At 66.8% G+C, this 21,823-nt stretch carries 23 protein-coding genes and 3 tRNA genes; 24 read left to right on the forward strand and 2 right to left on the reverse strand.

What is annotated here, in order from left to right:
- The first annotated feature begins 133 nt into the window (after positions 1–133).
- From OG205_RS35780 to rplA, 11 genes are all read left to right on the forward strand, one after another.
- A complete protein-coding gene (locus OG205_RS35780) occupies positions 134–2,740 on the forward strand; it encodes a putative bifunctional diguanylate cyclase/phosphodiesterase (RefSeq protein ID WP_330272309.1) in 2,607 nt (868 codons plus the stop codon).
- Between the two features lie 74 nt (positions 2,741–2,814).
- A tRNA-Thr gene (locus OG205_RS35785) sits at positions 2,815–2,890 on the forward strand.
- A 43-nt stretch (positions 2,891–2,933) separates the two neighbouring features.
- Positions 2,934–3,006 (forward strand) — tRNA-Met (locus tag OG205_RS35790).
- Between the two features lie 88 nt (positions 3,007–3,094).
- On the forward strand, positions 3,095–3,259 hold the full coding sequence (rpmG, locus tag OG205_RS35795; protein WP_319976887.1) for a 50S ribosomal protein L33: 165 nt from the start codon (positions 3,095–3,097) through the stop codon (positions 3,257–3,259).
- A gap of 72 nt (positions 3,260–3,331) precedes the next feature.
- Positions 3,332–3,781, forward strand: a complete 450-nt coding sequence (locus OG205_RS35800) for a MaoC family dehydratase N-terminal domain-containing protein (RefSeq protein WP_330272310.1) — start codon at positions 3,332–3,334, stop codon at positions 3,779–3,781.
- Complete coding sequence (locus tag OG205_RS35805; protein WP_319976889.1) at positions 3,778–4,185, forward strand: MaoC/PaaZ C-terminal domain-containing protein; 408 nt, start codon at positions 3,778–3,780, stop codon at positions 4,183–4,185. Before OG205_RS35800 ends, OG205_RS35805 begins: the two co-directional genes overlap by 4 nt.
- A gap of 236 nt (positions 4,186–4,421) precedes the next feature.
- A tRNA-Trp gene (locus OG205_RS35810) sits at positions 4,422–4,494 on the forward strand.
- 37 nt (positions 4,495–4,531) lie between these two features.
- Positions 4,532–4,945, forward strand: coding sequence for a preprotein translocase subunit SecE (secE, locus tag OG205_RS35815; RefSeq protein ID WP_319976890.1), 414 nt, complete (start codon positions 4,532–4,534; stop codon positions 4,943–4,945).
- A gap of 40 nt (positions 4,946–4,985) precedes the next feature.
- Positions 4,986–5,798 carry a transcription termination/antitermination protein NusG gene (gene nusG / locus OG205_RS35820; RefSeq protein ID WP_330272311.1) on the forward strand — a complete coding sequence of 271 codons (813 nt, stop codon included), beginning with the start codon at positions 4,986–4,988 and terminating at the stop codon, positions 5,796–5,798.
- A gap of 86 nt (positions 5,799–5,884) precedes the next feature.
- Complete coding sequence (rplK, locus tag OG205_RS35825) at positions 5,885–6,319, forward strand: 50S ribosomal protein L11 (RefSeq protein WP_030478269.1); 435 nt, start codon at positions 5,885–5,887, stop codon at positions 6,317–6,319.
- A 79-nt stretch (positions 6,320–6,398) separates the two neighbouring features.
- Positions 6,399–7,109: a 50S ribosomal protein L1 gene (gene rplA / locus OG205_RS35830; protein ID WP_330272312.1), complete on the forward strand. Its 711-nt coding sequence runs from the start codon at positions 6,399–6,401 to the stop codon at positions 7,107–7,109.
- A 62-nt stretch (positions 7,110–7,171) separates the two neighbouring features.
- On the opposite strand, the gene OG205_RS35835 is transcribed toward rplA, so the two are convergent.
- Entirely contained in the window at positions 7,172–8,149 is a 978-nt protein-coding gene (locus tag OG205_RS35835; RefSeq protein ID WP_330272313.1) for a helix-turn-helix domain-containing protein, read from the reverse strand.
- 84 nt (positions 8,150–8,233) lie between these two features.
- Here OG205_RS35835 and OG205_RS35840 point away from each other — a divergent pair, with 84 nt between their 5' ends.
- Positions 8,234–9,076 carry an NAD(P)-dependent oxidoreductase gene (locus OG205_RS35840; protein WP_330272314.1) on the forward strand — a complete coding sequence of 281 codons (843 nt, stop codon included), beginning with the start codon at positions 8,234–8,236 and terminating at the stop codon, positions 9,074–9,076.
- Here the strand turns inward: OG205_RS35840 and OG205_RS35845 are convergent.
- Positions 9,073–9,789, reverse strand: coding sequence for a hypothetical protein (locus OG205_RS35845; protein WP_330272315.1), 717 nt, complete (start codon positions 9,787–9,789; stop codon positions 9,073–9,075). The genes OG205_RS35840 and OG205_RS35845 overlap by 4 nt on opposite strands.
- A 238-nt stretch (positions 9,790–10,027) precedes the next feature.
- On the opposite strand from OG205_RS35845, the gene rplJ reads away from it, so the two are divergent.
- The 12 genes from rplJ (at position 10,028) to OG205_RS35905 (ending at position 21,796) form a co-directional block, all read left to right on the forward strand.
- Positions 10,028–10,582 (forward strand): 50S ribosomal protein L10, encoded by a 555-nt coding sequence (rplJ, locus tag OG205_RS35850; RefSeq protein ID WP_319976896.1) that lies wholly within the window; start codon positions 10,028–10,030, stop codon positions 10,580–10,582.
- A gap of 56 nt (positions 10,583–10,638) precedes the next feature.
- On the forward strand, positions 10,639–11,022 hold the full coding sequence (gene rplL, locus OG205_RS35855; RefSeq protein WP_330272316.1) for a 50S ribosomal protein L7/L12: 384 nt from the start codon (positions 10,639–10,641) through the stop codon (positions 11,020–11,022).
- Positions 11,023–11,779: 757 nt separating this feature from the next.
- A complete protein-coding gene (locus OG205_RS35860; protein ID WP_330272317.1) occupies positions 11,780–12,841 on the forward strand; it encodes an ABC transporter ATP-binding protein in 1,062 nt (353 codons plus the stop codon).
- Entirely contained in the window at positions 12,838–13,623 is a 786-nt protein-coding gene (locus OG205_RS35865) for an MlaE family ABC transporter permease (protein WP_330272318.1), read from the forward strand. The genes OG205_RS35860 and OG205_RS35865 overlap by 4 nt, the downstream gene beginning before the upstream one ends.
- A complete protein-coding gene (locus tag OG205_RS35870) occupies positions 13,623–14,432 on the forward strand; it encodes an MlaE family ABC transporter permease (protein WP_093606336.1) in 810 nt (269 codons plus the stop codon). The genes OG205_RS35865 and OG205_RS35870 overlap by 1 nt, the downstream gene beginning before the upstream one ends.
- Positions 14,429–15,745, forward strand: coding sequence for an MCE family protein (locus OG205_RS35875; protein WP_330272319.1), 1,317 nt, complete (start codon positions 14,429–14,431; stop codon positions 15,743–15,745). The genes OG205_RS35870 and OG205_RS35875 overlap by 4 nt, the downstream gene beginning before the upstream one ends.
- A complete protein-coding gene (locus tag OG205_RS35880) occupies positions 15,742–16,773 on the forward strand; it encodes an MCE family protein (protein WP_330272320.1) in 1,032 nt (343 codons plus the stop codon). Before OG205_RS35875 ends, OG205_RS35880 begins: the two co-directional genes overlap by 4 nt.
- Positions 16,770–17,771, forward strand: a complete 1,002-nt coding sequence (locus OG205_RS35885) for an MCE family protein (protein ID WP_330272321.1) — start codon at positions 16,770–16,772, stop codon at positions 17,769–17,771. Before OG205_RS35880 ends, OG205_RS35885 begins: the two co-directional genes overlap by 4 nt.
- Positions 17,768–18,934, forward strand: coding sequence for an MCE family protein (locus tag OG205_RS35890; protein WP_330272322.1), 1,167 nt, complete (start codon positions 17,768–17,770; stop codon positions 18,932–18,934). The genes OG205_RS35885 and OG205_RS35890 overlap by 4 nt, the downstream gene beginning before the upstream one ends.
- The gene (locus OG205_RS35895; protein ID WP_330272323.1) at positions 18,931–20,070 is read left to right on the forward strand and encodes an MCE family protein; all 1,140 of its coding nucleotides are present in this window, start codon (positions 18,931–18,933) and stop codon (positions 20,068–20,070) included. The genes OG205_RS35890 and OG205_RS35895 overlap by 4 nt, the downstream gene beginning before the upstream one ends.
- On the forward strand, positions 20,067–21,296 hold the full coding sequence (locus OG205_RS35900; protein ID WP_330272324.1) for an MlaD family protein: 1,230 nt from the start codon (positions 20,067–20,069) through the stop codon (positions 21,294–21,296). Before OG205_RS35895 ends, OG205_RS35900 begins: the two co-directional genes overlap by 4 nt.
- Positions 21,296–21,796: a hypothetical protein gene (locus OG205_RS35905; protein WP_330272325.1), complete on the forward strand. Its 501-nt coding sequence runs from the start codon at positions 21,296–21,298 to the stop codon at positions 21,794–21,796. Before OG205_RS35900 ends, OG205_RS35905 begins: the two co-directional genes overlap by 1 nt.
- Positions 21,797–21,823 lie beyond the last annotated feature (27 nt).

Below are 21,823 nucleotides of genomic sequence, written 5' to 3' on the forward strand. Positions count from 1 at the left end.
TAGACGTGCTCGACCTGCCATTTCGTCCCCCGAGCGGGGTACATTGGTGCCCCTGGAGGGGTCCTGATCGCGAAGTGCGGGACCCCTCAGTCACGCCTAGAGGTACCCCCACCCAGGCCGACGAGGAGGCTGGATGTCCGACCGAGCGTCGGCCCCCGTGTCGGACTCGGCCGCCTGGTCGGCCAAGTCGACCAACCGCGCGTTCAGCGCGTTCGCCGTCACCCTCCTGGTGGCCGGCATCGCCTGCGCGGCCATGGTCGCGGTCTGGCTCCCGGAGAGGGAGACGACCTCTCTCTTCTGGATCGGCCCTCTACTCGTCGTCGGCTTTCTGCTGGCGGAACAGCTCGCGATCAACGTCGACGTCCGCAGCGGCGTCGCGTGGACGATCTCCTTCACCGAGATCCCACTGGTCCTGGGCCTGCTGGTGGCGCCGTTCGAGATCGTGCTCGCCGCACACGTGGTCGCGGGCGTGGGCACGTTGCTCGGCAGGCGGATCCTGGACAGGGCCGTCTACAACGCGGGCCTCATGTTCATGGAGATCTCCGTGGCGTTCGCCGCCGCGGAGGCCGTGAAGCGCATGATCGGCGCCGGCGGTCCGTTCTGGGCCGGTGCGTTCGTCGGAACCATCACCGTGCCGCTCCTCGCGAGCGTGCTGGGCCTCTGCGCGTTGCGCCTCATGGGCAAGTCGATGCGCGTCGGCAACAGCCTCCGTCTCGTGTTGCAGACGCTGGTCGTGGCGCTGCTGAACACCTCGATCGGCCTCGTCGGCTACCAGATCGTCGCCACCACCGACTGGGGCGGTGTCCTGATCATCCTGGTGCTCGCGGGCATCGTGGCCACCTATCTCGCCTACTCCGGGCTGCTGCGCGAACAGCGCGACCTGGAGGCGTTGAGCGAGGTCAGCCTCCGTGTCGCGAGGTCGGGACAGCACGGCACCGGCCCGCGCCAGCCCGACGACGACCTCACCACCGGCGTCGAAGAGGACGAGTGGCAGCTCATCGCGGAACGCATCCGCGAGCAGCTCAACGCCAACAGGGTCGTGCTGCGCCTGCGCACCGACCCGCAGGAAGCCATGATCACCCTCGTCGCAGGCGAACCGCTGCCCGACGAGATGACCGCGACGGATCCCCGTGCCGTCCGCGAAGACCCGGTTCTGCAACTGCCGGGCACGCACGTCCGCTACTACCGCGTGGCCGACGCGACAGAGGACGTCACGGAGGCCCTGCTGCGCCGTGATGCGCAAGAAGCGCTGGTCGTCCCGTTGCGCGGCGCGACCCAGCTCCTCGGTGCCGTCGAGGCGCACGACCGGCTGTCCCGCTGGCGTGGTTTCGGCAAGGCGGACATCCAGCTGCTCAGGACCCTGGCCTCGCACCTCGCGACGGCCGTGGACAACCGGCGTCTGCTGGCCCGACTGCGCCACGACGCCTACCACGACCCGCTGACGGGTCTGCTGAACCGGCCAGGCTTCCGCGAGGCGTGCGCAGAACCGTTGCGCGAGTCCCAGAGCGGTGTGGTGCTGCGCATCGACCTCGACATCCTGTCGACGGTGTCCGACGCGCTGGGCCAGGCCTGGGGAAACCGGATGGTCGTCGCCGCCGGGCGCCGGCTGCGGGACGCTCTCGGCGCTGACGTGCCGCTGGCTCGCCTGGAGGGTGGCGCGTTCGCCGCGTACCTCGACGACGAGCGTGCGGCCACCGCCCACGAGACCGCGGAACGGTTGCGGGCAGGGCTTTCCGTGCCGTACCCCGTCGACCGGCTGACCGTCGAGGCCTCCGCGGTCGTGGGGTACGCGTCCAAGGCGGACTCCGAGACCGAGGACCCGGACCCCGACGCGTTGCTGCAGCGGGCAGATGTCGCCGTGCGCGCGACGTCCGAGGGCACGCCGGTGAAGGCCTACGCGCCGTCGATGGGCCACCTGTTCCTGCGCCGCTTCCAGCTCGTCACGCAGTTCCGCCAGGCCGTCGAGACCGGCCAGATCTCGGTGCACTACCAGCCGAAGGTCGCCCTGCCGTCACGTCAGGTCGTGGGCGCCGAAGCGTTGGTGCGCTGGACACATCCGGAGTTCGGCCGCGTCGACCCGGACGAGTTCGTGCCCGCCGTCGAAGCCACTGGTCTCGTGGACGTGCTGACCGACTTCGTGATGGATCGGGCGTTGGAACGCGTGCGCCGCTGGCTCGACCGGGGGCTGCGGATGTCCATCGCGGTCAACCTGTCGGTTCGCACTCTGGGCGACGAGGACTTCCCGAACCGCGTCGAGGCCGCCCTGGAGCGCCACGACGTGCCGTCGGGCCTGTTGACCTTCGAACTCACCGAGTCCGGCGTCATGGCCGATCCTGAGCGCGCTCTGCCGGTGCTGCGGCGCCTGCACGCGATCGGTGTCGTGCTGGCGGTCGACGACTTCGGCACCGGCTACTCGTCCCTGGCCTACCTGAGGCAGTTGCCGGTCGACGAGGTGAAGATCGACAAGTCGTTCGTGCTCGGGATGGGCACGGATCTCGGCGACATGGCCGTGGTCCGGTCGATCGTGGAGCTCGGGCACTCGCTCGGCCTCGTGGTCGTGGCGGAGGGCGTTGAGGACGACGCCGCGCGGGATCAGTTGGTGGGCATGGGCTGCGACGTCGCTCAGGGCTACTTGATCTCGCGGCCGCTGTCCGAAGATCGCTTCGAGGCCTGGCTGCGCGCCCGAACTGTGCAGGTCAGGGGTGCTCGCGATGAGACGGTGCTCACCTTGGTCCACTGAGGGGACCCCCGGATTTCGTTCTTGGTTGAGGCGTGTTGTAGAGTTGTCCTCGCTCGGCAAGAACGAAAGAGCAAGCCCCTTTAGCTCAGTCGGCAGAGCGTCTCCATGGTAAGGAGAAGGTCTACGGTTCGATTCCGTAAAGGGGCTCCACTACTGGCCGCAGTGCTGAGCGCTGCGGCTTGTAGTTGTGTAAAGCGGTGTAGCTCAGTTGGTAGAGCAAGCGGCTCATAATCGCTGTGTCGCCGGTTCAAGTCCGGCCACCGCTACTCAGCAGGATCCCCGCCGGGCGGTAAGCCCGCACCGGGTGCCTCAATCTGAGGCCGGGGCAAGTGCGCTCTCAGGAAGGCAAGGACCGTGGCTGCAACCGACGTACGCCCGAAGATCACCCTCGCGTGCGAGGAGTGCAAGCACCGGAACTACATCACCAGGAAGAACCGTCGCAACGACCCGGACCGCCTGGAGATCAAGAAGTTCTGCCCGAACTGCAAGACGCACCGCTCGCACAAGGAAACCCGCTGAGCGCGTAGCCACTCTTCGACGAGGCCCGTCCCACATCCGTGGGGCGGGCCTCGTCGCATATAGGCTCACTCGGTGCCTCTCGACCCCGTTTTCATCGGACGTAGTTATCCGCCGTCGCAGCCGTACGACGTGAGCCGCGAGAAGATCCGCGAGTTCGCCGAGGCGATCGGCGCGACCAGCCCGGCCTACCTCGACGCGGAAGCCGCGAAGGCGTTGGGGCACAAGGACGTCATCGCTCCGCCGACGTTCGCCATCGTCGTGTCGATGAAGACGAACGAGACCGTCATGTTCGACCCTGAGCTGAAGCTCGACTACAGCCGCGTCGTGCACGGCGACCAGAACTTCACGCACCACCGCGCCATCACGGCGGGCGACCAGCTCGTCAGCACGGCGCACATCGACGCCATCACGTCCCGCATGGGCAACGACATGGTGACCGTGCGGACCGAGATCACCACGGTGGACGGCGAGCCCGTCACCACCGCCAGGTCGATGCTCGTCGTGAGGGGAGAAGACGCGTGACCGTCGAAGTCGGAACGGAACTGCCGGCGCTGTCCGTGCGCCTCAAGCGCGACGACCTGGTCCGCTACGCGGGCGCCTCGCTGGACTTCAACCCCATCCACTGGAACGAGAAGACCGCGAAGGACGTCGGCCTGCCGGACGTGATCGCGCACGGCATGCTGACCATGGCCGTGGCCTCGCGGATCGTCGCGGAGTGGATCGGCGACCCCGGTGCGATCGTCGAGTACGGCTGCCGGTTCGGCAGGCCCGTCGTGGTGCCCAACGACGACGAGGGTGCGCTGGTCGAGGTCACCGCGAAGGTCACCAAGGACTTCGAGGACGGAACTGTGAAGGTCAACATCACCGCGGCTTTTGAGGGCAAGTCGGTGTTGACAGGTGCTTTCGCTCGCGTGCGCGTCGCTTGATCTTGTGATCAAGAACACCGCCGGGCGATCCGGCCCGGTGGTGTTTGCGGTGCTCAAGGGAGATTCGGGCGCGGTGGGCACCTCAGTTGCACGACCCTGATTCGTCTTCTCCGCCGGCGTGTGGGTAGGCTGTGCGACAGGCCGCTCGGCAAGTGCTTGAGCGGTCTGGTTGGAATGGACGGGACAGGCTCCCGTACACTTCCTGCTTGGCCAGGGGATCCCAGCTGGGATCTCAAAGGGGTGTAGCTCAACTGGCAGAGCAGCGGTCTCCAAAACCGCAGGTTGCAGGTTCAAGTCCTGTCGCCCCTGCTGTCGAAGCGCGTCATGGGTGGAGTGGAGGCACGGCATGAGCGAGGGCCGCGAGCAGGACCAGCCGGAGGAGCGCGAAGGCGCTGTCCGGCCGTCCACTGCTGCGGCGCGACGTGAACGTCGTGCCTCCTCCCGCCCGGCCGCCCGCAAGGACGGCAGCAGCGCTGAGTCGAAGAAGAGCGTCGCCAAGTCCGAGGAGTCGGACGAGGACGCGAAGAAGGGTCGCCCGACCAAGACCCGTGAAGGGCAGGAGAAGCGTCCCTCGCTGATCGGGCGAGGCTTCCGCTACCTCCGCGAGGTCGTCAGCGAACTCCGCAAGGTGATCTGGCCGACGCGCAAGCAGCTCGTCACCTACACCGGCGTCGTGCTGGTGTTCGTGGTCTTCATGGTTGCGCTGGTGTGGGCTCTCGACCTCGGCTTCGGCGCGGCTGTTTTCGAGTTGTTCGGCTAAGCCGCACAGCTGCCGCTGCAATCAGGAAGCGAGATCCACAGTGACCTCCGATAACGGCGTCGACGCCCAGGAGAAGACCGACCTCATCGACGACGAGGTGTCCGAGGACACCGCTGCCGACGAGACGGTCGAGTCGGAGGCTGTGGACTCCGAGGACACTGACACCGCGGACGAGAGCGACGAGTCCGTCGCCTCGGAAGACGGTGACGTTCTCGCGATCGACGAGACGCCGATCGACGAAGAGCCCGAGGACCCCGCCGAAGAGCTGCGCCAGGCCCTGCGCCGCGCGCCCGGCGACTGGTACGTCGTGCACTCGTACGCGGGCTACGAGAACAAGGTCAAGGCGAACCTCGAGACTCGTATCCACACGCTCGACATGGAGGACTACATCTTCCAGGTCGAGGTGCCGACCGAAGAGGTCACCGAGATCAAGAACGGCCAGCGCAAGCTGGTGCAGCGCAAGGTGCTGCCCGGCTACATCCTGGTCCGCATGGAGCTCACCGACGCGTCCTGGAGCGCCGTCCGCAACACGCCGGGCGTCACCGGGTTCGTCGGAGCCACCTCGAAGCCCTCGCCCCTCACGATCGACGAGGTGCTGAAGTTCCTGCTCCCGCAGCAGGAGCAGAAGCCGGCCGAGGGCAAGAAGACCGCCTCCACCACCGTGTCGAAGCCGACCATCGAGGTCGACTTCGAGGTCGGCGAGTCGGTCACCGTCATGGACGGCCCGTTCGCCACGCTGCCCGCCACCATCAGCGAGGTCAACGCGGACGGCCAGAAGCTGAAGGTCCTGGTGTCGATCTTCGGCCGGGAGACGCCGGTCGAGCTGTCGTTCAGCCAGGTCTCCAAGATCTGAGCGGTCTCCTTCACCGGATGACCGATCGGCCACGCTGCGGCTGGCAGAGCCGCGCGCGGACACTGCAATAACAGGAAGTACGGACAATGCCTCCCAAGAAGAAGAAGCTGTCAGCGATCATCAAGCTGCAGATCAAGGCTGGTGCCGCCAACCCGGCGCCTCCCGTTGGTCCCGCGCTGGGTCAGCACGGCGTCAACATCATGGAGTTCTGCAAGGCCTACAACGCCGCGACCGAGTCGCAGCGCGGTCAGGTCGTGCCGGTTGAGATCTCCGTGTACGAAGACCGCTCGTTCGACTTCAAGCTGAAGACCCCGCCGGCCGCGCGACTCATCCTCGCCGCCGCAGGTGTCGACAAGGGATCGGGCGAGCCCCACCGCGTCAAGGTCGCCAAGGTGACCATGGAGCAGGTGCGCAGCATCGCGCAGGTCAAGATGGTCGACCTGAACGCGAACGACATCGACCAGGCCGCGAAGATCATCGCCGGCACCGCCCGTTCCATGGGCATCACGGTCGAAGGCTGACCACACCCTCTTTTCTAGCAAGCGTGGGAGAGCCGAGCGCGGCTCATTCACCACGAACTGATCCACGAAGGACAGAGTTATGAAGCGCAGCAAGGCCTACAAGGCCGCATCAGAGCTGGTGGACCGGGAGCGGCTGTACTCGCCGCTCGAGGCCGCCAAGCTCGCCAAGGAAACGTCCAAGGTGAAGCTGGACGCGACCGTCGAGGTTGCGATCTGCCTCGGCGTCGACCCTCGCAAGGCCGACCAGATGGTCCGCGGCACCGTGAATCTGCCGCACGGTACGGGCAAGACCGCCCGCGTGATCGTCTTCGCAGTTGGCGACAAGGCCGCTGAGGCCGAGGCCGCCGGTGCGGACGCTGTTGGCTCCGAGGACCTGATCGAGCGCATCCAGGGTGGCTGGCTCGACTTCGACGCCGCGATCGCGACCCCCGACCAGATGGCCAAGGTCGGTCGCATCGCCCGCATCCTGGGCCCGCGTGGCCTGATGCCGAACCCGAAGACCGGCACCGTGACCCCCGAGGTCGCGAAGGCCGTCAACGAGATCAAGGGCGGAAAGATCAACTTCCGCGTTGACAAGCAGGCCAACCTGCACTTCGTCATCGGCAAGGTCTCGTTCGACTCCGAGAAGCTGGTCGAGAACTACGGCGCCGCGCTGGACGAGATCCTCCGTGCGAAGCCGTCCGCGGCCAAGGGCCGGTACGTCAAGAAGGTCGTCGTCTCCACGACGATGGGCCCTGGCATCCCGGTCGACCCGAACCGCACCCGCAACCTGCTGGTGGACGAGGCCTGAGCCTCCCCGGTTCGTTAGCTAGCTGAGAAAGGCCCCCGGTTCGCCGGGGGCCTTTCTGCATGTCACGGCTTCCGCGGGAACGCCTGCCGATAGTCGCTGGGCGAGGTCCCGACCTGCTTCAGGAAGTGGTGACGGAGGTTGTTGGCCGTGCCGATTCCACTCAGTCCCGCGATCTTCTCCACGGACAGGTCGGTGGACTCCAGCAACGCCTGCGCCCGCGCGACGCGTTCGTTGAGCAGCCACTGCAACGGTGTCGTGCCGGTCGAGGCCTGGAGCTTGCGGTAGAAGGTTCGCGGGCTCATCGCGGCCCTGCGGGCCAGGTCGTCGATGGTCAGCGGTTCGTCGAGACGGGTGCGTGCCCAGTCGAGCGCCGACTCCAGGCTCTCGCTGTTGTCCGGCGGGACCGACAGGTCGATGACCTGGCTCCGGCTTCCCGGGCGGTGCCCCGGCACGATCATCCGGCGAGCCAGCTGGTCGGCAACGTGGGCGCCCAGGTCCTGGCGCACCAGGTGCAGACAGAGGTCGAGCCCGGCGGTCATGCCCGCGCTGGTCAGCACGTCCCCCTCGTCGACGTAGAGCACCGAGTCGTCGACCTCGATCTTCGGATGGCGCTCGGCCAGCAGAGCGGTGTGCATCCAGTGCGCGGTCGCCCTGCGGCCGTCGAGCAGGCCGGCCGCGGCGAGTGCGTACGCGCCAACGCATTGGGAGACGATCCGCGCACCGTTGTCGTGCGCTTTGCGCAGCGCGGAGACCAGTTCTGGCGGCACGGGTGCGTTGTCCTCGATCACCTCTTCCGGCACCCACGACACGAAGACGGTGTCCGCGTGCACGACGTCATCGAGGCCGTGGGTGGTGTGCAGGGTGAATCCGGGACCGGTGCCGCGCGTGCTGGATCCGGTTCCGCACAACCACAACTCGTACCAGGGATCTGCGAGATCGGGTTGTGGCGTGCCGAAGACGGCGGCGGGGATGCCCAGCTCGTAGAGGTCGGGCACACCGAAGTCGCTGGGCACGATCAGGGCGACGGAGCCGGCACTCATGGGATCCAGCCTATGGCAGGAATTTGGTGACAGGGGTCATTCCGGTCACTGGTCGAGTTGATCACGCGCGGCGAAGCTGGACCCATGACTTCTGAAGCGATCACCGTGCTGGGGCTGGGCAATCTTGGACGCGCGCTCGCGGAGACGTTTCTGCGGGCGGACCGTGCTGTGACGGTCTGGAACCGTTCTGCCGCGAAGGCCGAGGGACTTGCGGCGACCGTCGCGAGCACTGCGGCGGACGCGGTGGCGGCGAGTGGACTCGTGGTCGTCGCGATGCTCGATCATCAAGCGGCACAACAGGTTCTGACTGGTGTGAACGTGCGCGGGAAGGCGTTGGTGAACCTCACCTCCGGCACTCCTGATGACGCGCGTGAGCTGGCTGGGTGGGCTGCGGCGAACGGGGCCGAGTACCTGCACGGCGCGGTGTACGCGGTGCCCCAGACGATCGGCACCGATGCGTCGTCGATCATCTACAGCGGATCCGCTGTTGTGCATGAGCGGTGGCAGAAGTCGTTGGCGCAGCTGGGAAAGGTCACGTTCCTGGGTGTGGACGCCGGCCGCGCTTCCGGGTACGACGTGGCGATCCTGTCCGGGATGTACGGGCTGCTCGGCGGGTTCCTGCACGCGGCCGCGCTGGCGCGGGCCAACGGGATCGAGGTCGGTGAGCTCACGCCGTTGTTGTTGTCGTGGTTGACCGATCTTCAGCCCGCGCTGACCACGTTCGCGGGGGAGATCGACGGCGGGAGTTACGCCGGCGGGGAGTCGAGCCTGGCGATGAACCAGTCGGGGCTGGACACGTTGATCCGCGCGGCCCAGGCGCAGGGTGTGCCGTTCGCCGGGCTCGAGGCGTTCAAGGCGTTGGTCGATCGGCAGGTTGCCGAGGGGCGCGGGGAGGAGAGCCTCGCTCGCGCCGTCGAGTCGTTCTAGCCGCAGGTGCTTTCGGACCAGTCGGTGATGACCCAGCCCGCGTTGATCTTCTCGACCACGAACGTGCCGAGGCGCGGGCCGCCCTCGACGGTCAGGGCGCAGGAGTCGATGGTGACCTTGGTGGTGGTCGGGGTCTTGAGCATGTCCGGCGGGAACATGACCTGCTGGTACTTGTCGACGCTGGTGACCTTGGACTTCAGCGTCTTGACCGCGTCCGCGCAATCGCTTGCGCCGTAAGCGTTCGCGAACTTCTGCCGGGTGTCGTCGCGCAGGAAGAGCGTGCATGCGCGGGTCGTGTCGGCGAACGACACGTGCTTGTAGAACATGCCGACGGTGCCCTGCAGGCCTGCCGGTGCTGCCAGACCCTGGGCCGCGCCCGTCACGCCGCCGCTGTTGCTGGCGATGTCGCCGGGATCGTCGACGCCGAAGAAGTGGTTGTAGGCCCAGACCGCGGAGAAGACGACGAGCAGGAAGAAGAGCGCCCGCCAGAAGATGCTGCTGCCGAGCACGACGAGCCACCAGCGCTTGCCGCCGGGCTGCTTCGGGGCCTGGGGTGCCTGGCCCGTCGACTCCTGGTAGCGCTGGTACTCCTGGAAGCGCTGGAACTCCTGGAACTGCCGCAGCTGCTCCGGGTCCACCTGCGGTGCGGGCGGTTGCGGGGTGGGCGGCTGCGGCTGGCGGGGCGCGAGGTCCTTGCCGGGCTCGTCGGTCACAGGTCACATCATGCCGATTTGGAACGGCGGTACACAGTCGAGTACTGTTTTGCCTGGTTCTACCGAAGACCGCAGGTGTTCTCCTCAGGGAGAGCGAAGGCCCCGTTGCAACACGGGCGGCCCGCGCAGGGAGGACGAGGTCAGTCTTACGACGCCCCGTGCTGCTTGTGCGCGAGGGCGTTTTTGTTGTTTCGGAGCCTTCTCACCGGGTCTAACCCAGCCCAGAGAGGAGGCGATCATGGCGAAGCCCACGAAGGTTACGGCGGTCGCTGAGCTCGCGGATTCGTTCCGCACCAGCTCGGCAGCGGTTGTCACTGAGTACCGTGGCCTCTCCATGGCGCAGCTCACCACGCTGCGTCGCGCTCTCGGCGCGGGCACCAAGTACACCGTCGCGAAGAACACGCTCGTCAAGCTCGCTGCCGCGGACGCCGGTGTGGAGGGCCTCGAGGCTCTTCTGTCCGGTCCGACCGCCATCGCGTTCGTCGAGGGCGAGCCCGTGGACGCCGCCAAGGCGATCCGCGACTTCGCGAAGGACAACAAGGCCCTGATCATCAAGGGCGGCTACATGGATGGCCGCCCGCTCTCGGTCGACGAGGTCGCCGCTATCGCGGACCTCGAAACCCGTGAGGTGCTGCTCGCGAAGCTCGCGGGCGCGATGAAGGGCAACCTGGCCAAGGCCGCGGGTCTGTTCAACGCCCCGGCTTCCCAGGTCGCTCGCCTGGCTGCTGCCCTGCAGGAGAAGAAGGCCGCCGCGGCTCCCGCCGCCGAAGCCGACGCTCCCGCCGAAAGCTGATCACCCAAAGACACGCCCGACGCTTTCGCGCGGGAGATTAGAAAGGACCGCCGATCATGGCGAAGCTCAGCACCGAAGAGCTGCTCGACGCGTTCAAGGAGATGACCCTCCTCGAGCTGTCCGAGTTCGTGAAGCAGTTCGAGACGACCTTCGAGGTCACCGCCGCGGCGCCCGTCGCCGTTGCCGCCGCCGGCCCCGGCGCGGCTGTCGAAGAGGTCGAGGAGCAGACGGACTTCAACGTCGTCCTCGAGTCCGCCGGCGAGAAGAAGATCCAGGTCATCAAGGTCGTCCGCGAGGTCGTCTCTGGTCTGGGTCTGAAGGAGGCCAAGGAGCTCGTCGAGTCGGCTCCGAAGGCGATCCTCGAGGGCGTGGCGAAGGATGTTGCCGACGCCGCCAAGGAGAAGCTCGAGGCTGCGGGCGCCAAGATCACCGTCAAGTGATCTCAGCCCCTTCTGGGGTTGGCGTTTTGGCTTTTAGTGCTTGAACGGGCGTGTATCCCCTTTGCTGGGGGTGCACGCCCGTTTTTGTGTTTCTGATCTTGTCGGGGGTGCTGAGTAGGTTGAGTTGTAGGGGTTCCCGGATCGGGGGGACGCCTGCGTCAGCGTGGTTATCGGTGCGTTCCGCGGCTTTGTGGGTGGTCGCTTTGCGGGCGGCCGGCTTGCGTTGGGTGCTTCCCCTGGGGGGCTCTGCCCCCAGACCCCCGGCAATCTGATCGGGGGAGGGCGCCACGCGTAGGTAGATGGCACGCCTGTTGCGTTGGGCGGCCGCCGGTTGCTTAGAAGTTGCGTTGGCGGTGGGGTCCCGTCACGAGCCGAACCAAGAGCGGGCCACATGCGAGAAGGGGTGTCAAACGGACGAAAAGCGTGTCCGTTTGACACCCCTTCTCGCATGCAGCAAGTGCTGTGGTGCGACTCGTGACGGGACCCCACCGCCCAGCCCGTTCGGTAAGGACGGCTCGCCTTCGGCTTCGCGGTGGGCTTGCGGGTGATCTGTGTTTGGGGTCACATTGGTCTCGTAATTACCGGTTGGCAGGCAGTGGTCTAGGGGCTCGTGACCGTTTTGCGAGGTCACCCTGTGTGGTGTTATCTGAACGCAACCGCCATTAGGCCAACTGGTGAGTAACCTGCCGCGAACGAACTCGTTGCCCAGGTGTGACGCCGATCGCTGCGGCGTCCTCGGGCGTGTGCGGAGGTGCGGATGGGCGTCGAGGTGGTCGTCGAGGGTCTGACCAAGTCCTTCGGCAAGCAGACCATCTGGCAGGACGTCACGCTCACGTTGCCGCCGGGTGAGGTCAGCGTGATGCTCGGGCCTTCCGGTACCGGCAAGAGCGTGTTCCTGAAGTCGCTGGTGGGGCTGCTCAAGCCGGAGCAAGGCAAGATCATTATTAATGGGACGGATCTGGTTCGGTGCTCTGAACACCGGTTGTACGAGATTCGGAAGATGTTCGGCGTGCTGTTTCAGGACGGTGCGTTGTTCGGGTCGATGAACCTGTACGACAACATCGCGTTTCCGCTGCGGGAGCACACTCGCAAGACGGAGGCCGAGGTTCGGCGGATCGTCCTCGAGAAGATGGAGATGGTCGGTCTCGTCGGGGCGGAGAAGAAGCTGCCCGGTGAGATCTCCGGCGGTATGCGCAAGCGGGCTGGTCTTGCCCGTGCGCTGGTGCTCGACCCCGAGATCATTTTGTGCGACGAGCCCGACTCCGGGTTGGACCCGGTTCGCACGGCGTACCTCAGTCAGTTGCTGATCGACCTGAACGCCCAGATCGACGCGACCATTCTGATCGTCACGCACAACATCAACATTGCTCGTACCGTGCCGGACAACCTGGGGATGTTGTTCCGGCGCGAGCTCGTCATGTTCGGGCCGCGTGAGGTGTTGCTGACCAGCGACGAGCCCGTGGTCGAGCAGTTTCTGAACGGGCGGCGGCTTGGGCCCATCGGCATGTCCGAGGAGAAGGACACGGCCACGATGGCGGCCGAGCAGGCGCACGCGGACGCCGGGCACTCGGACGGTTCCACGTCCGAGGACGTCCGGGGGATCATCCCGCAGATCGAGCCGACGCCGGGGTTGCCGTTCCGGGACGCTGTGCGGCGGCGCAAGGACCGGGTCATGTCGATCATCCATCAGCTGCCCCACCAGGCTCAGCAAGGGATCATCGAGAGCCTCACGACTGAGGAGCAGGTGCGGTACGGCGTGCACGTCGGCGCGGCGGCGCCTTCGCCCAGCCCCTGGCCTCGGCAGGGTGGTGTGCTGTGAGCACGCAGACCTCGTTCCCCGGTGCCGGTGCGCTGCGGGAGACCGGGAAGTTGTGCCAGCTCGGGATTGACGTCGTGCGGACCACGTTCCGGCGGCCGTTCCAGCTTCGCGAGTTCATTCAGCAGAGTTGGTTCATCGTCAGTGTGACGGTGTTGCCGACTGCGCTCGTGTCCATTCCCTTTGGCGCGGTCATCGCGTTGCAGCTCGGGTCGCTGACTCGGCAGATCGGTGCGCAGTCGTTCACGGGTGCGGCCAGCGTGCTCGCGATCATTCAGCAGGCCAGTCCGATCGTGACGGCGTTGCTGATCGCGGGGGCTGGTGGCTCGGCGATCTGTGCGGATCTCGGTTCGCGGACGATTCGCGAAGAGATCGACGCGATGGAAGTGCTCGGAGTCTCGCCGATCCATCGGCTCGTCGTACCGCGGGTGCTTGCCGCGATGTTGGTGTCCGTGCTGCTCAACGGCATGGTCAGCGTCGTCGGCGTGCTCGGTGGCTACTTCTTCAACGTGATCATGCAGGACGGCACGCCGGGCGCTTACCTCGCGAGTTTCTCCGCGTTGGCGCAGCTGCCGGACCTGTGGATCAGTGAGTTGAAGGCGCTGATCTTCGGGTTCATCGCGGGCATCGTGGCCGCGTACCGCGGGCTCAACCCCGCCGGTGGGCCCAAGGGCGTGGGTGACGCGGTGAACCAGGCCGTGGTCATCACGTTCCTGCTGCTGTTCTTCGTCAACTTCGTCCTCACCACGATCTACCTGCAGGTCGTGCCCGCGAAGGGGAGCTGATGGCGAACAAGGTGCTGTCCACTCTGGACGGATTCGGCGACCAGTTGTCGTTCTACATCAAGGCGCTGGCCTGGACGCCCCGCGCGTTGAAGCGGTACTCCAAGGAGACGATGCGGCTGCTGGCCGAGGTCAGCTTCGGGTCGGGTGCGCTCGCGGTCATCGGCGGCACGATCGGCGTGATGGTCGGGCTGTCCGTGTTCACCGGGACCGTGGTCGGGCTTCAGGGCTTCACGGCGTTGAACCAGATCGGTACGTCTGCCTTTGCCGGGTTCGTGTCCGCCTACTTCAACACCCGTGAGATTGCGCCGTTGGTCGCTGGGCTGGCTCTTAGTGCCACGGTCGGGTCTGGGTTCACGGCTCAGCTCGGCGCGATGCGGATCTCCGAGGAGATCGACGCGCTGGAGGTCATGGGCATTCCCAGCCTGCCGTTCCTCGTGACGACGCGGATCATCGCCGGGTTCGTCGCGATCATCCCGCTGTACGTGATCGGGTTGCTGACGAGCTATCTGGCCGCTCGCACGATCACCGTGGAGTTCTACGGGCAGTCAGCGGGCACCTATGACCACTACTTCAACCTGTTCCTACCACCGATCGACGTGCTCTGGTCGTTCGGCAAGGTGCTGGTCTTCGCGGTCGTGATCATCATGACCCACTGCTACTACGGCTACCGCGCGTCCGGCGGTCCGGCCGGTGTCGGTGTGGCGGTCGGGCGCGCGGTGCGGACCGCGATCGTCACGACGGCGCTGCTCGACTTCTTCCTGAGCCTCGCGATCTGGGGCGCGACGACGACGGTGAGGATCGCCGGATGAGGAAACGCGTGCTGGGCATCGCCTTTCTTCTCGCGATCGCCATGTTCCTGTCGCTCACGGTGGCGCTCTACAAGGACGCCTTCGGCGACTACGTGAAGGTCACGCTCAAGACCGACCACATCGGCAACCAGCTGCAGACCGCGAGCGACGTCAAGGTGCGCGGGCTGATCGTCGGGTCGGTGAAGGCCGTCCGCACCAGCGGCGAAGGTGCCGAGCTGGAGCTGGCGCTGCTGCCGGACAAGGTCGAGCAGATCCCGTCCAACGTCAGTGCGCGGCTGTTGCCCAAGACGTTGTTCGGCGAGCGGTACGTGAACCTCGTGCTGCCGCAGCAGAAGAGCGCGGCCATCACCCAGGGCGCCGTCATCGAGCAGGACCGGACGAGCAGCGCGATCGAGCTCGAACGCGTGCTGGACAACCTGATGCCGGTGCTGCAGGCGATCCAGCCGGAGAAGCTCGCCACCACGCTGACCGCGTTGTCGCAGGCGCTCGACGGCCGCGGCAAGCCGCTCGGCGAGACGCTGGTGTCGCTGGACTCCTACCTCGGCGAGCTCAACCCGCAGCTGCCGGCGTTGAAGGAGAACATCTCCAAGCTCGCGGACGTCTCGAACGTCTACGCGGACGCGGCGCCAGATCTGTTGCAGGCGCTCAACGACATGACCACGACGACCAAGACCGTCGTCGACCAGCGGGAGAACCTGCTGGCGCTCTACGGGTCGCTGACCACGACGTCGCAGGACGTCACCAGCTTCGTCACGGTCAACAAGAACAACATCATCGCGCTCGCCGACACCGGCCGCCCGACGCTGGAGCTGCTCGCGAAGTACGCGCCCGAGTACCCGTGCCTGCTCAAGGGGCTCGCGGAGTTCGAGCCGGTGATCAGCAAGGCGTTCGGCGAGGGCACCAACGAGCCCGGCCTGCACATCACGCTGGAGATCACGCAGAACCGCGGCAAGTACAAGCCGAACCTCGACGAGCCCGAGTACAGGGACAAGCGCGGGCCCCGTTGCTACGACCTGATCCCGCGGCCGAACCCGTTCCCGCAGTACCCGCCGGAGGGTCCGGTGCAGGACGGTGCCACCGCGCCGCCGCCCGCCCGCGTCGCGAACGACGGGATCCTGCCGCCGGCCACCGCGGGCAACGTGACGGTGCCGCAGTCCGCTGACGTGCTGCGGCTCGCCAACTCGCCGGAGGAGGCCAGGTTGATCGCGGCGCTCTTCGGCCCGCGCGTCGGCGTCGACCCGCAGGACATGCCCGGCTGGTCGAGCCTGCTGCTCGGGCCACTGGTTCGTGGGACGGAGGTGACCGTCAAGTGAAGGGCGTCCTCGCTCCGCTGCTCAAGCTGATCGCCTTCGCGGTGGTCACGATCCTCGCCACGTCGCTGCTCGCGATCACCATCGCCAACGTGAACCTGGCCAGTGCCACCGAGTACAAGGCCCAGTTCACCGATGTCACCGCGCTGAACGAGGGTGACGACATCCGCATCGCCGGCGTCCGCGTCGGGCAGGTCGACGGGATCAAGGTCGTGGACCGCAAGACCGCCGAGGTGGAGTTCTCGATCGACGGCGACCGCAAGCTTCCCGAAGCCGTGACCGCGACGATCAAGTACCGCAACCTGGTCGGACAGCGCTACATCGCGCTGGAGTCCGGCACCGGTGATACCAAGGCCGTGCTGGCCGAGGGCGGCACCATCCCGTTGGAGCGCACCAAGGCCGCTCTGGATCTCACCGTGCTGTTCAACGGCTTCAAGCCGCTCTTCCAGGCGCTCTCGCCCGACGACGTGAACAAGCTGTCGTTCGAGATCATCCAGGTGCTGCAGGGAGAAGGCAGCACCATCGACAGCCTGCTCCAGCACACGGCCTCGCTGACCAGCACCCTGGCCAGCAAGGACAAGGTGATCGGCGACGTCGTCGACAACCTCAACACCGCGCTGGAGACCGTGAACTCGCGCGACGAGGACTTCAACAACCTCGTGATCACGTTGCAGACGCTGGTGTCCGGGCTCGCGCAGGACCGCCAGCCGATCGGTGACGCGATCACCGCGCTCGGCGACCTGACGCAGGCCACCTCCGGGCTGCTGGAGCAGGGCCGCGAGCCGTTGAAGAACGACATCGCGCAGCTCGGCATCGTCTCGAAGACGCTGGGGGACAACGAGGTGCTGGTCGACCGGATGCTTCAGCGCCTGCCCACCAAGCTGGAGACGATCACGCGGACCGCGACCTACGGCTCGTGGTTCAACTTCTACCTGTGCGAGGCCAGTGGCCAGGTCGCCGTGCCGCCGGTCATCAACAACCCGATCCCGATCACGGCGTTGCCGGTGACACAGCAGAGGTGCCGCCGATGAAGACGAGCAACCCGATCCGGACCGGCGCGATCAGCCTGACACTGATCGCCCTGTTGCTGCTGGCCGCGTTCTACTCCGACGACCTGCCGATCGTCGGCGGTGGCACGAGCTACGCCGCGGACTTCAGCGAGGCCGCGGGGCTGGTGCCGGGCAACGAGGTCCGCGTCGCCGGCGTGAAGGTCGGCAAGGTCACCAAGGTCAAGCTCAACGGCGACAAGGTGCGGGTGACGTTCAAGGTCAAGGACGCCTGGGTGGGCGACCGGACGACCGCGATGATCCGCATCAAGACGTTGCTGGGCCAGAAGTTCGTGGCGCTGGACCCGCAGGGCACCCAGCCGTTGTCGCCCGGCAACCCGATCCCGAAGGAACGCACGCTCGCGCCGTACGACGTGAACGAGGCGTTCAACGGGCTCGCGACGACGGTCGGGCAGATCGACACCAAGCAGCTCGCGGACAGCTTCACGGTCCTCTCGGACACCTTCAAGAACTCGCCGGAGCACGTCCGGGGAGCGCTCGACGGCCTGTCCGCGTTGTCGAAGACGATCTCCTCGCGGGACGAGCAGCTGGCGAAGCTCCTGGACAACACCAGGCAGCTGACCAAGACGCTCGCGGACCGCAACGCGGAGTTCGAGAAGCTCCTGTCGGACGGCAACCTGCTGCTCGGCGAGCTGCGCAAGCGTCGCGAGGCGATCAGCGCGCTGCTGACCGGCACGCGCGACCTGGCCCGTGAGCTCAGCGGTCTGGTGAACGACAACCAGAACCAGCTCAAGCCGGCGCTGGAGCAGCTCGGCAGGGTCACCACGATCCTGGAGCGCAACCAGGAGAACCTCGACCGCAGCCTGGCGCTGATGGCGCCGTTCTACCGGGTGTTCGCGAACACCCTGGGCAACGGCCGGTGGTTCGACACCTACATCTGCGGTCTGCTGCCGCCCTCGGTGAACCTCGGCGTCGTCGGGTTCAACGAGGAAGGCTGCCTGCCTCCGGGGGTGCAGCGATGACTGAAGTCGCGAACAGCAAGGTCGGGCGGTTCATCGCGATCGCGTGCGTTCTGGCGCTGGTCGTCACGGCCGGGCTCTGGTGGGTCTTCAACGGGATGAACGGGCGCAAGGTCACCGCGCACTTCGCGGCGGCCGTCGGCGTCTACCCCGGTGGTGACGTGCGGATCCTGGGCGTGAAGGTCGGGACGATCGACGAGGTCACGCCCGAGGGCAAGACCGTGAAGGTCGTGTTCACCGTCGACCGCGACGTGCGGGTGCCGGAGAACGCGCAGGCCGTCGTGGTCTCGCCGAGCGTGGTCAGCGACCGGTACGTGCAGCTCGCGCCCGCCTACACCGGCGGGCCGACGCTGGCCGACAACGCCGTGATCCCGCGCGAGCGCACCGCGACGCCGGTCGAGCTGGACGAGCTGTACTCGTCGCTCGACAAGCTCACGACCGCGCTGGGGCCCAACGGAGCGAACGCCGACGGAGCGTTGGCGGACCTGCTGAACTCGGCGGCCGCGAACCTCGAAGGCAACGGCCAGGCGCTCAACGACACGTTGAGGAACCTCGGCCAGGCCACCCGCACGCTGTCGGGGTCCAAGGAGGACCTGTTCGCCACCGTCGACAACCTGCAGAAGTTCACCGCGATGCTGGCGGCCAACGACAGCCAGGTGCGCGACTTCAACAAGCAGCTCGCGGACGTGTCGAAGATGCTCGCCGACGAACGCGGGGATCTGGGAGCGGCGCTCTCGGAGCTCGCGACCGCGCTGGGACTCGTGCAGGGGTTCATCAAGGACAACCGTGAGGTGCTCAAGTCCAATGTGGACAAGCTCGCCTCGATCACGCAGGTGCTCGTGAACCAGCGGGCGGCTCTGGCGGAGACCCTCGACGTCGCCCCGCTGGCCCTGGGCAACCTGCAGAACTCCTACAACGCGGCGTCCGGCACGCTCGACACCCGCGCGAACATCAACGAGCTGAACCAGCCGCCGATCGTGCTGATCTGCAAGCTGATCCAGCAGGCGACGCCGAACAACGTGCCGCCGGTGCTGACGAACACCTGCAAGCAGCTGGAGCCGATCCTGACCGGCGCGATTCCGCTGAAGCCGCCGGCCGAGATCATCAGCGACCTGAACGCGGGCAAGCTGCCGTTGCCCCTGCCGCTCGCGGGGGTGCCCCAGTGAGGAAGCTGGTCGTAGGGCTGACGGCGTTGTTGCTCGTGTCGGGCTGTGGTTCCGGCGGGTTCGACGGCGTCTACAACCTGCCGTTGCCGGGTGGCGCCGACGTCGGTGATCACCCGTACCGGGTCAAGGCGCAGTTCAAGGACGTGCTGGATCTGGTGCCGCAGGCGGGCGTGAAGGTCAACGACGTGCCGGTCGGGCGGGTCGAGCAGATCGACCTGGCCGGCGACGGCTGGACCGCCGAGGTGACCATGCTGGTCAACGGCGACGTGCAGCTGCCGGCGAACGCGTTCGCGAAGCTGCGTCAGTCCGCGTTGCTGGGCGAGAAGTTCGTGGAGCTGGGCAAGCCCAAGGACGCCAGCGGAAAGCTCGCCGACAACGCCATGATCCCGTTGGACAGGACCAACCGGAACCCCGAGGTCGAAGAGGTCTTCGGAGCGTTGTCGATGCTGCTCAACGGCGGTGGTGTCGCGCAGTTGCAGAACATCACCAAGGAGCTCAACGCGGCGATGCAGGGCAACGAGAAGGAGATCCGCTCGTTGCTGGGCAACCTCAACACGTTCGTCGGGGAGCTCGACAAGCACAAGGCGGAGATCGTCCGCGCGCTCGACTCGATGAACCGGCTGGCCGGGACCTTGGCGCAGCAGCGCGAGAAGATCGCGGTGGCGTTGACGGACCTGGAGCCCGGTCTGAAGGTGCTGGCCGAGCAGCGCACGCAGCTCGTGACGTTGCTGCAGTCGTTGGACAAGCTCTCCGACGTCGCGACGGACACGGTGAACAGGAGCCGTGACGACATCGTGGCGGACCTGAAGGCGTTGCAGCCGACGCTGACCAAGCTCGCCGAGTCGGGGCAGAACCTGCCGAAGTCGCTGGAGCTGCTGCTGACCTACCCGTTCCCGGACGAGGCGGTCGACGGCATCAAGGGCGACTACACCAACGCGTTCATCGATCTCGACCTGAACCTCGGCACGGTGCTGGACAACCTCGGGCGGTCGCGGCAGTCGCCGATCGACTCGCTGATCCCGTCGCAGGGCACGCCGTTGCCGATGCCGAACATCCCGCTGCCGAACCTCGGGCAGGGCACCGGGTCCGGGCTGGGCGACCTGCTCGGCGGGCTGCTGGGAGGTGGTCGCAAGTGATCCTGCGGTCGACGAAGCTCAAGATCGGCGCGTTCGTGCTGGTCGCGTTGCTGGGCATCTCGTACGTCAGCGCGACCTACGTCGGCTTGTTCAAGTCGGCGTCCACGGTCGTGACGATGCAGCTCGCGGACTCGGGCGGCATCTTCACCAACGCCGAGGTGACCTATCGCGGCGTGACGATCGGCAGGGTCGGGCAGCTGCGGCTGACGTCCGACGGCATCGAGGTCGACCTGGAACTCGACTCGGACGCGCCGCGCGTGCCCGCCGAGACCGAGGCCGTCGTCGCGAACCGGTCGGCCGTCGGTGAGCAGTACGTCGACCTGCGGCCGAAGAGCGACGGCGCGCCGTACCTGGAGGCGGGGTCGGTCATTCCGCGCTCGGCCACCAAGACGCCGCCGCCGGTCGACGGGCTGCTGTCCAATTTGGACGCTTTCGCGTCGTCGGTGCCGACGGACTCGCTGCGGACGGTCGTCGACGAGCTGCACACGGCGTTCAGCGGGACCGGTGGCGACCTGCAGGTGCTGATCGACAACACCGCGGCGTTCACCGCTGCCGCCAAGGAACACCTGCCGCAGACCACGCAGCTGCTGCAGGACGGGCGGATCGTGCTGGCCACGCAGGCCGCTTCCGGTGGCGCGATCCGGTCGTTCAGCGGTGACCTGCGGTTGCTCGCCGAGCAGCTGAAGGCCTCCGACGGCGACCTGCGGCGGTTGATCGTGGCCGTGCCACCGGCGTCCGAGCAGGTGTCGGCGTTGCTCAAGGAGAGCGGACCGAACCTCGGGGTGGTCTTCGCGAACCTGCTGACCACGTCGAACATCCTCGTGACCAGGCGCGATGGTTTGGAACAGATCGCGGTGACGTACCCCATCGCCGTCGGCGGCGGCTTCTCCGTCGCGCCAGGTGACGGGTCGGCGCACTTCGGGCTCGCGTTGAACGTGTTCGACCCGATGCCGTGCACGGTCGGATACGAGGGCACGACCATCCGTCCCGGTGGAGACACCTCGGCCGCGCCGTTGAACACGCAGGCGTACTGCGCTCTCGCGCGCGGGTCGGCGACCTCGGTGCGAGGCTCGCAGAATGCGCCGTACGGTGGAACGCCGACCACGCCGGTCGGCAACGCGACGACGCAGCCGGGCCAGGAACCGACAACGGGCCAGGCCGCGCCGGAGTTGCCGTTGCTGACGTCACTCGGCCAGCTGCTGGGTCTGCCAGAGGGGAAGAAGTAGTGCGGGTCTTCACGGTGGCCGCCGCGGTCTTCGCGGTGGTGGCGTTCGTGTTCGCGGTGTTCAGCGGCTTCATCTGGTACTCGGCGGCCAGTTCGTCGGAGTCCTCGTACGCCGCCACGCGCGACGATGCCCTGCGGTCCGGCCAGGTCGGCATCACGAACTTCCTGACGCTGGACTACCAGAAGGTCGACGAGGACCTCCAGCGCTGGCTCAACTCGTCCACCGGCGACCTGCGCGCGGAGATCGACAAGGACAAGGACTCGCGCAAGAAGCAGCTCGTCGACGCCAAGTCGGTGACGACGTCGAAGGTCCTGGACGCCGCGATCACCGAGCTGGACGACCGTGCCGGCAGCGCGTCGATGATCGCCGTCGTCGAGAGCACCGTGACCCCCGCAGAGGGGCAGAAGGTCACCAAGATCAACCGGTACCTGACCAAGCTCACCCGCACCGAGGACGGCTGGAAGCTCAGCCAGCTGGGTCCGCTGCGGGCAGGCGTCTGAGTCCGCCAGAGCTGATTGGAACGAGTG

The organism is Lentzea sp. NBC_00516, from assembly GCF_036346835.1.
GTDB classification, from domain to species: Bacteria; Actinomycetota; Actinomycetes; order Mycobacteriales; family Pseudonocardiaceae; genus Lentzea; species Lentzea sokolovensis.

Excerpts from the sequence above, each read along its gene's own strand:
- OG205_RS35780 (WP_330272309.1), top strand. The coding sequence starts at position 134 with ATGTCCGACCGAGCGTCGGCCCCCGTGTCGGACTCGGCCGCCTGGTCG.
- secE (WP_319976890.1), top strand. The coding sequence starts at position 4,532 with ATGAGCGAGGGCCGCGAGCAGGACCAGCCGGAGGAGCGCGAAGGCGCT.
- rplK (WP_030478269.1), top strand. The coding sequence starts at position 5,885 with ATGCCTCCCAAGAAGAAGAAGCTGTCAGCGATCATCAAGCTGCAGATC.
- rplA (WP_330272312.1), top strand. The coding sequence starts at position 6,399 with ATGAAGCGCAGCAAGGCCTACAAGGCCGCATCAGAGCTGGTGGACCGG.
- OG205_RS35835 (WP_330272313.1), bottom strand. The coding sequence starts at position 8,149 with ATGAGTGCCGGCTCCGTCGCCCTGATCGTGCCCAGCGACTTCGGTGTG.
- OG205_RS35840 (WP_330272314.1), top strand. The coding sequence starts at position 8,234 with ATGACTTCTGAAGCGATCACCGTGCTGGGGCTGGGCAATCTTGGACGC.
- rplJ (WP_319976896.1), top strand. The coding sequence starts at position 10,028 with ATGGCGAAGCCCACGAAGGTTACGGCGGTCGCTGAGCTCGCGGATTCG.
- rplL (WP_330272316.1), top strand. The coding sequence starts at position 10,639 with ATGGCGAAGCTCAGCACCGAAGAGCTGCTCGACGCGTTCAAGGAGATG.
- OG205_RS35860 (WP_330272317.1), top strand. The coding sequence starts at position 11,780 with ATGGGCGTCGAGGTGGTCGTCGAGGGTCTGACCAAGTCCTTCGGCAAG.
- OG205_RS35870 (WP_093606336.1), top strand. The coding sequence starts at position 13,623 with ATGGCGAACAAGGTGCTGTCCACTCTGGACGGATTCGGCGACCAGTTG.
- OG205_RS35875 (WP_330272319.1), top strand. The coding sequence starts at position 14,429 with ATGAGGAAACGCGTGCTGGGCATCGCCTTTCTTCTCGCGATCGCCATG.
- OG205_RS35885 (WP_330272321.1), top strand. The coding sequence starts at position 16,770 with ATGAAGACGAGCAACCCGATCCGGACCGGCGCGATCAGCCTGACACTG.
- OG205_RS35890 (WP_330272322.1), top strand. The coding sequence starts at position 17,768 with ATGACTGAAGTCGCGAACAGCAAGGTCGGGCGGTTCATCGCGATCGCG.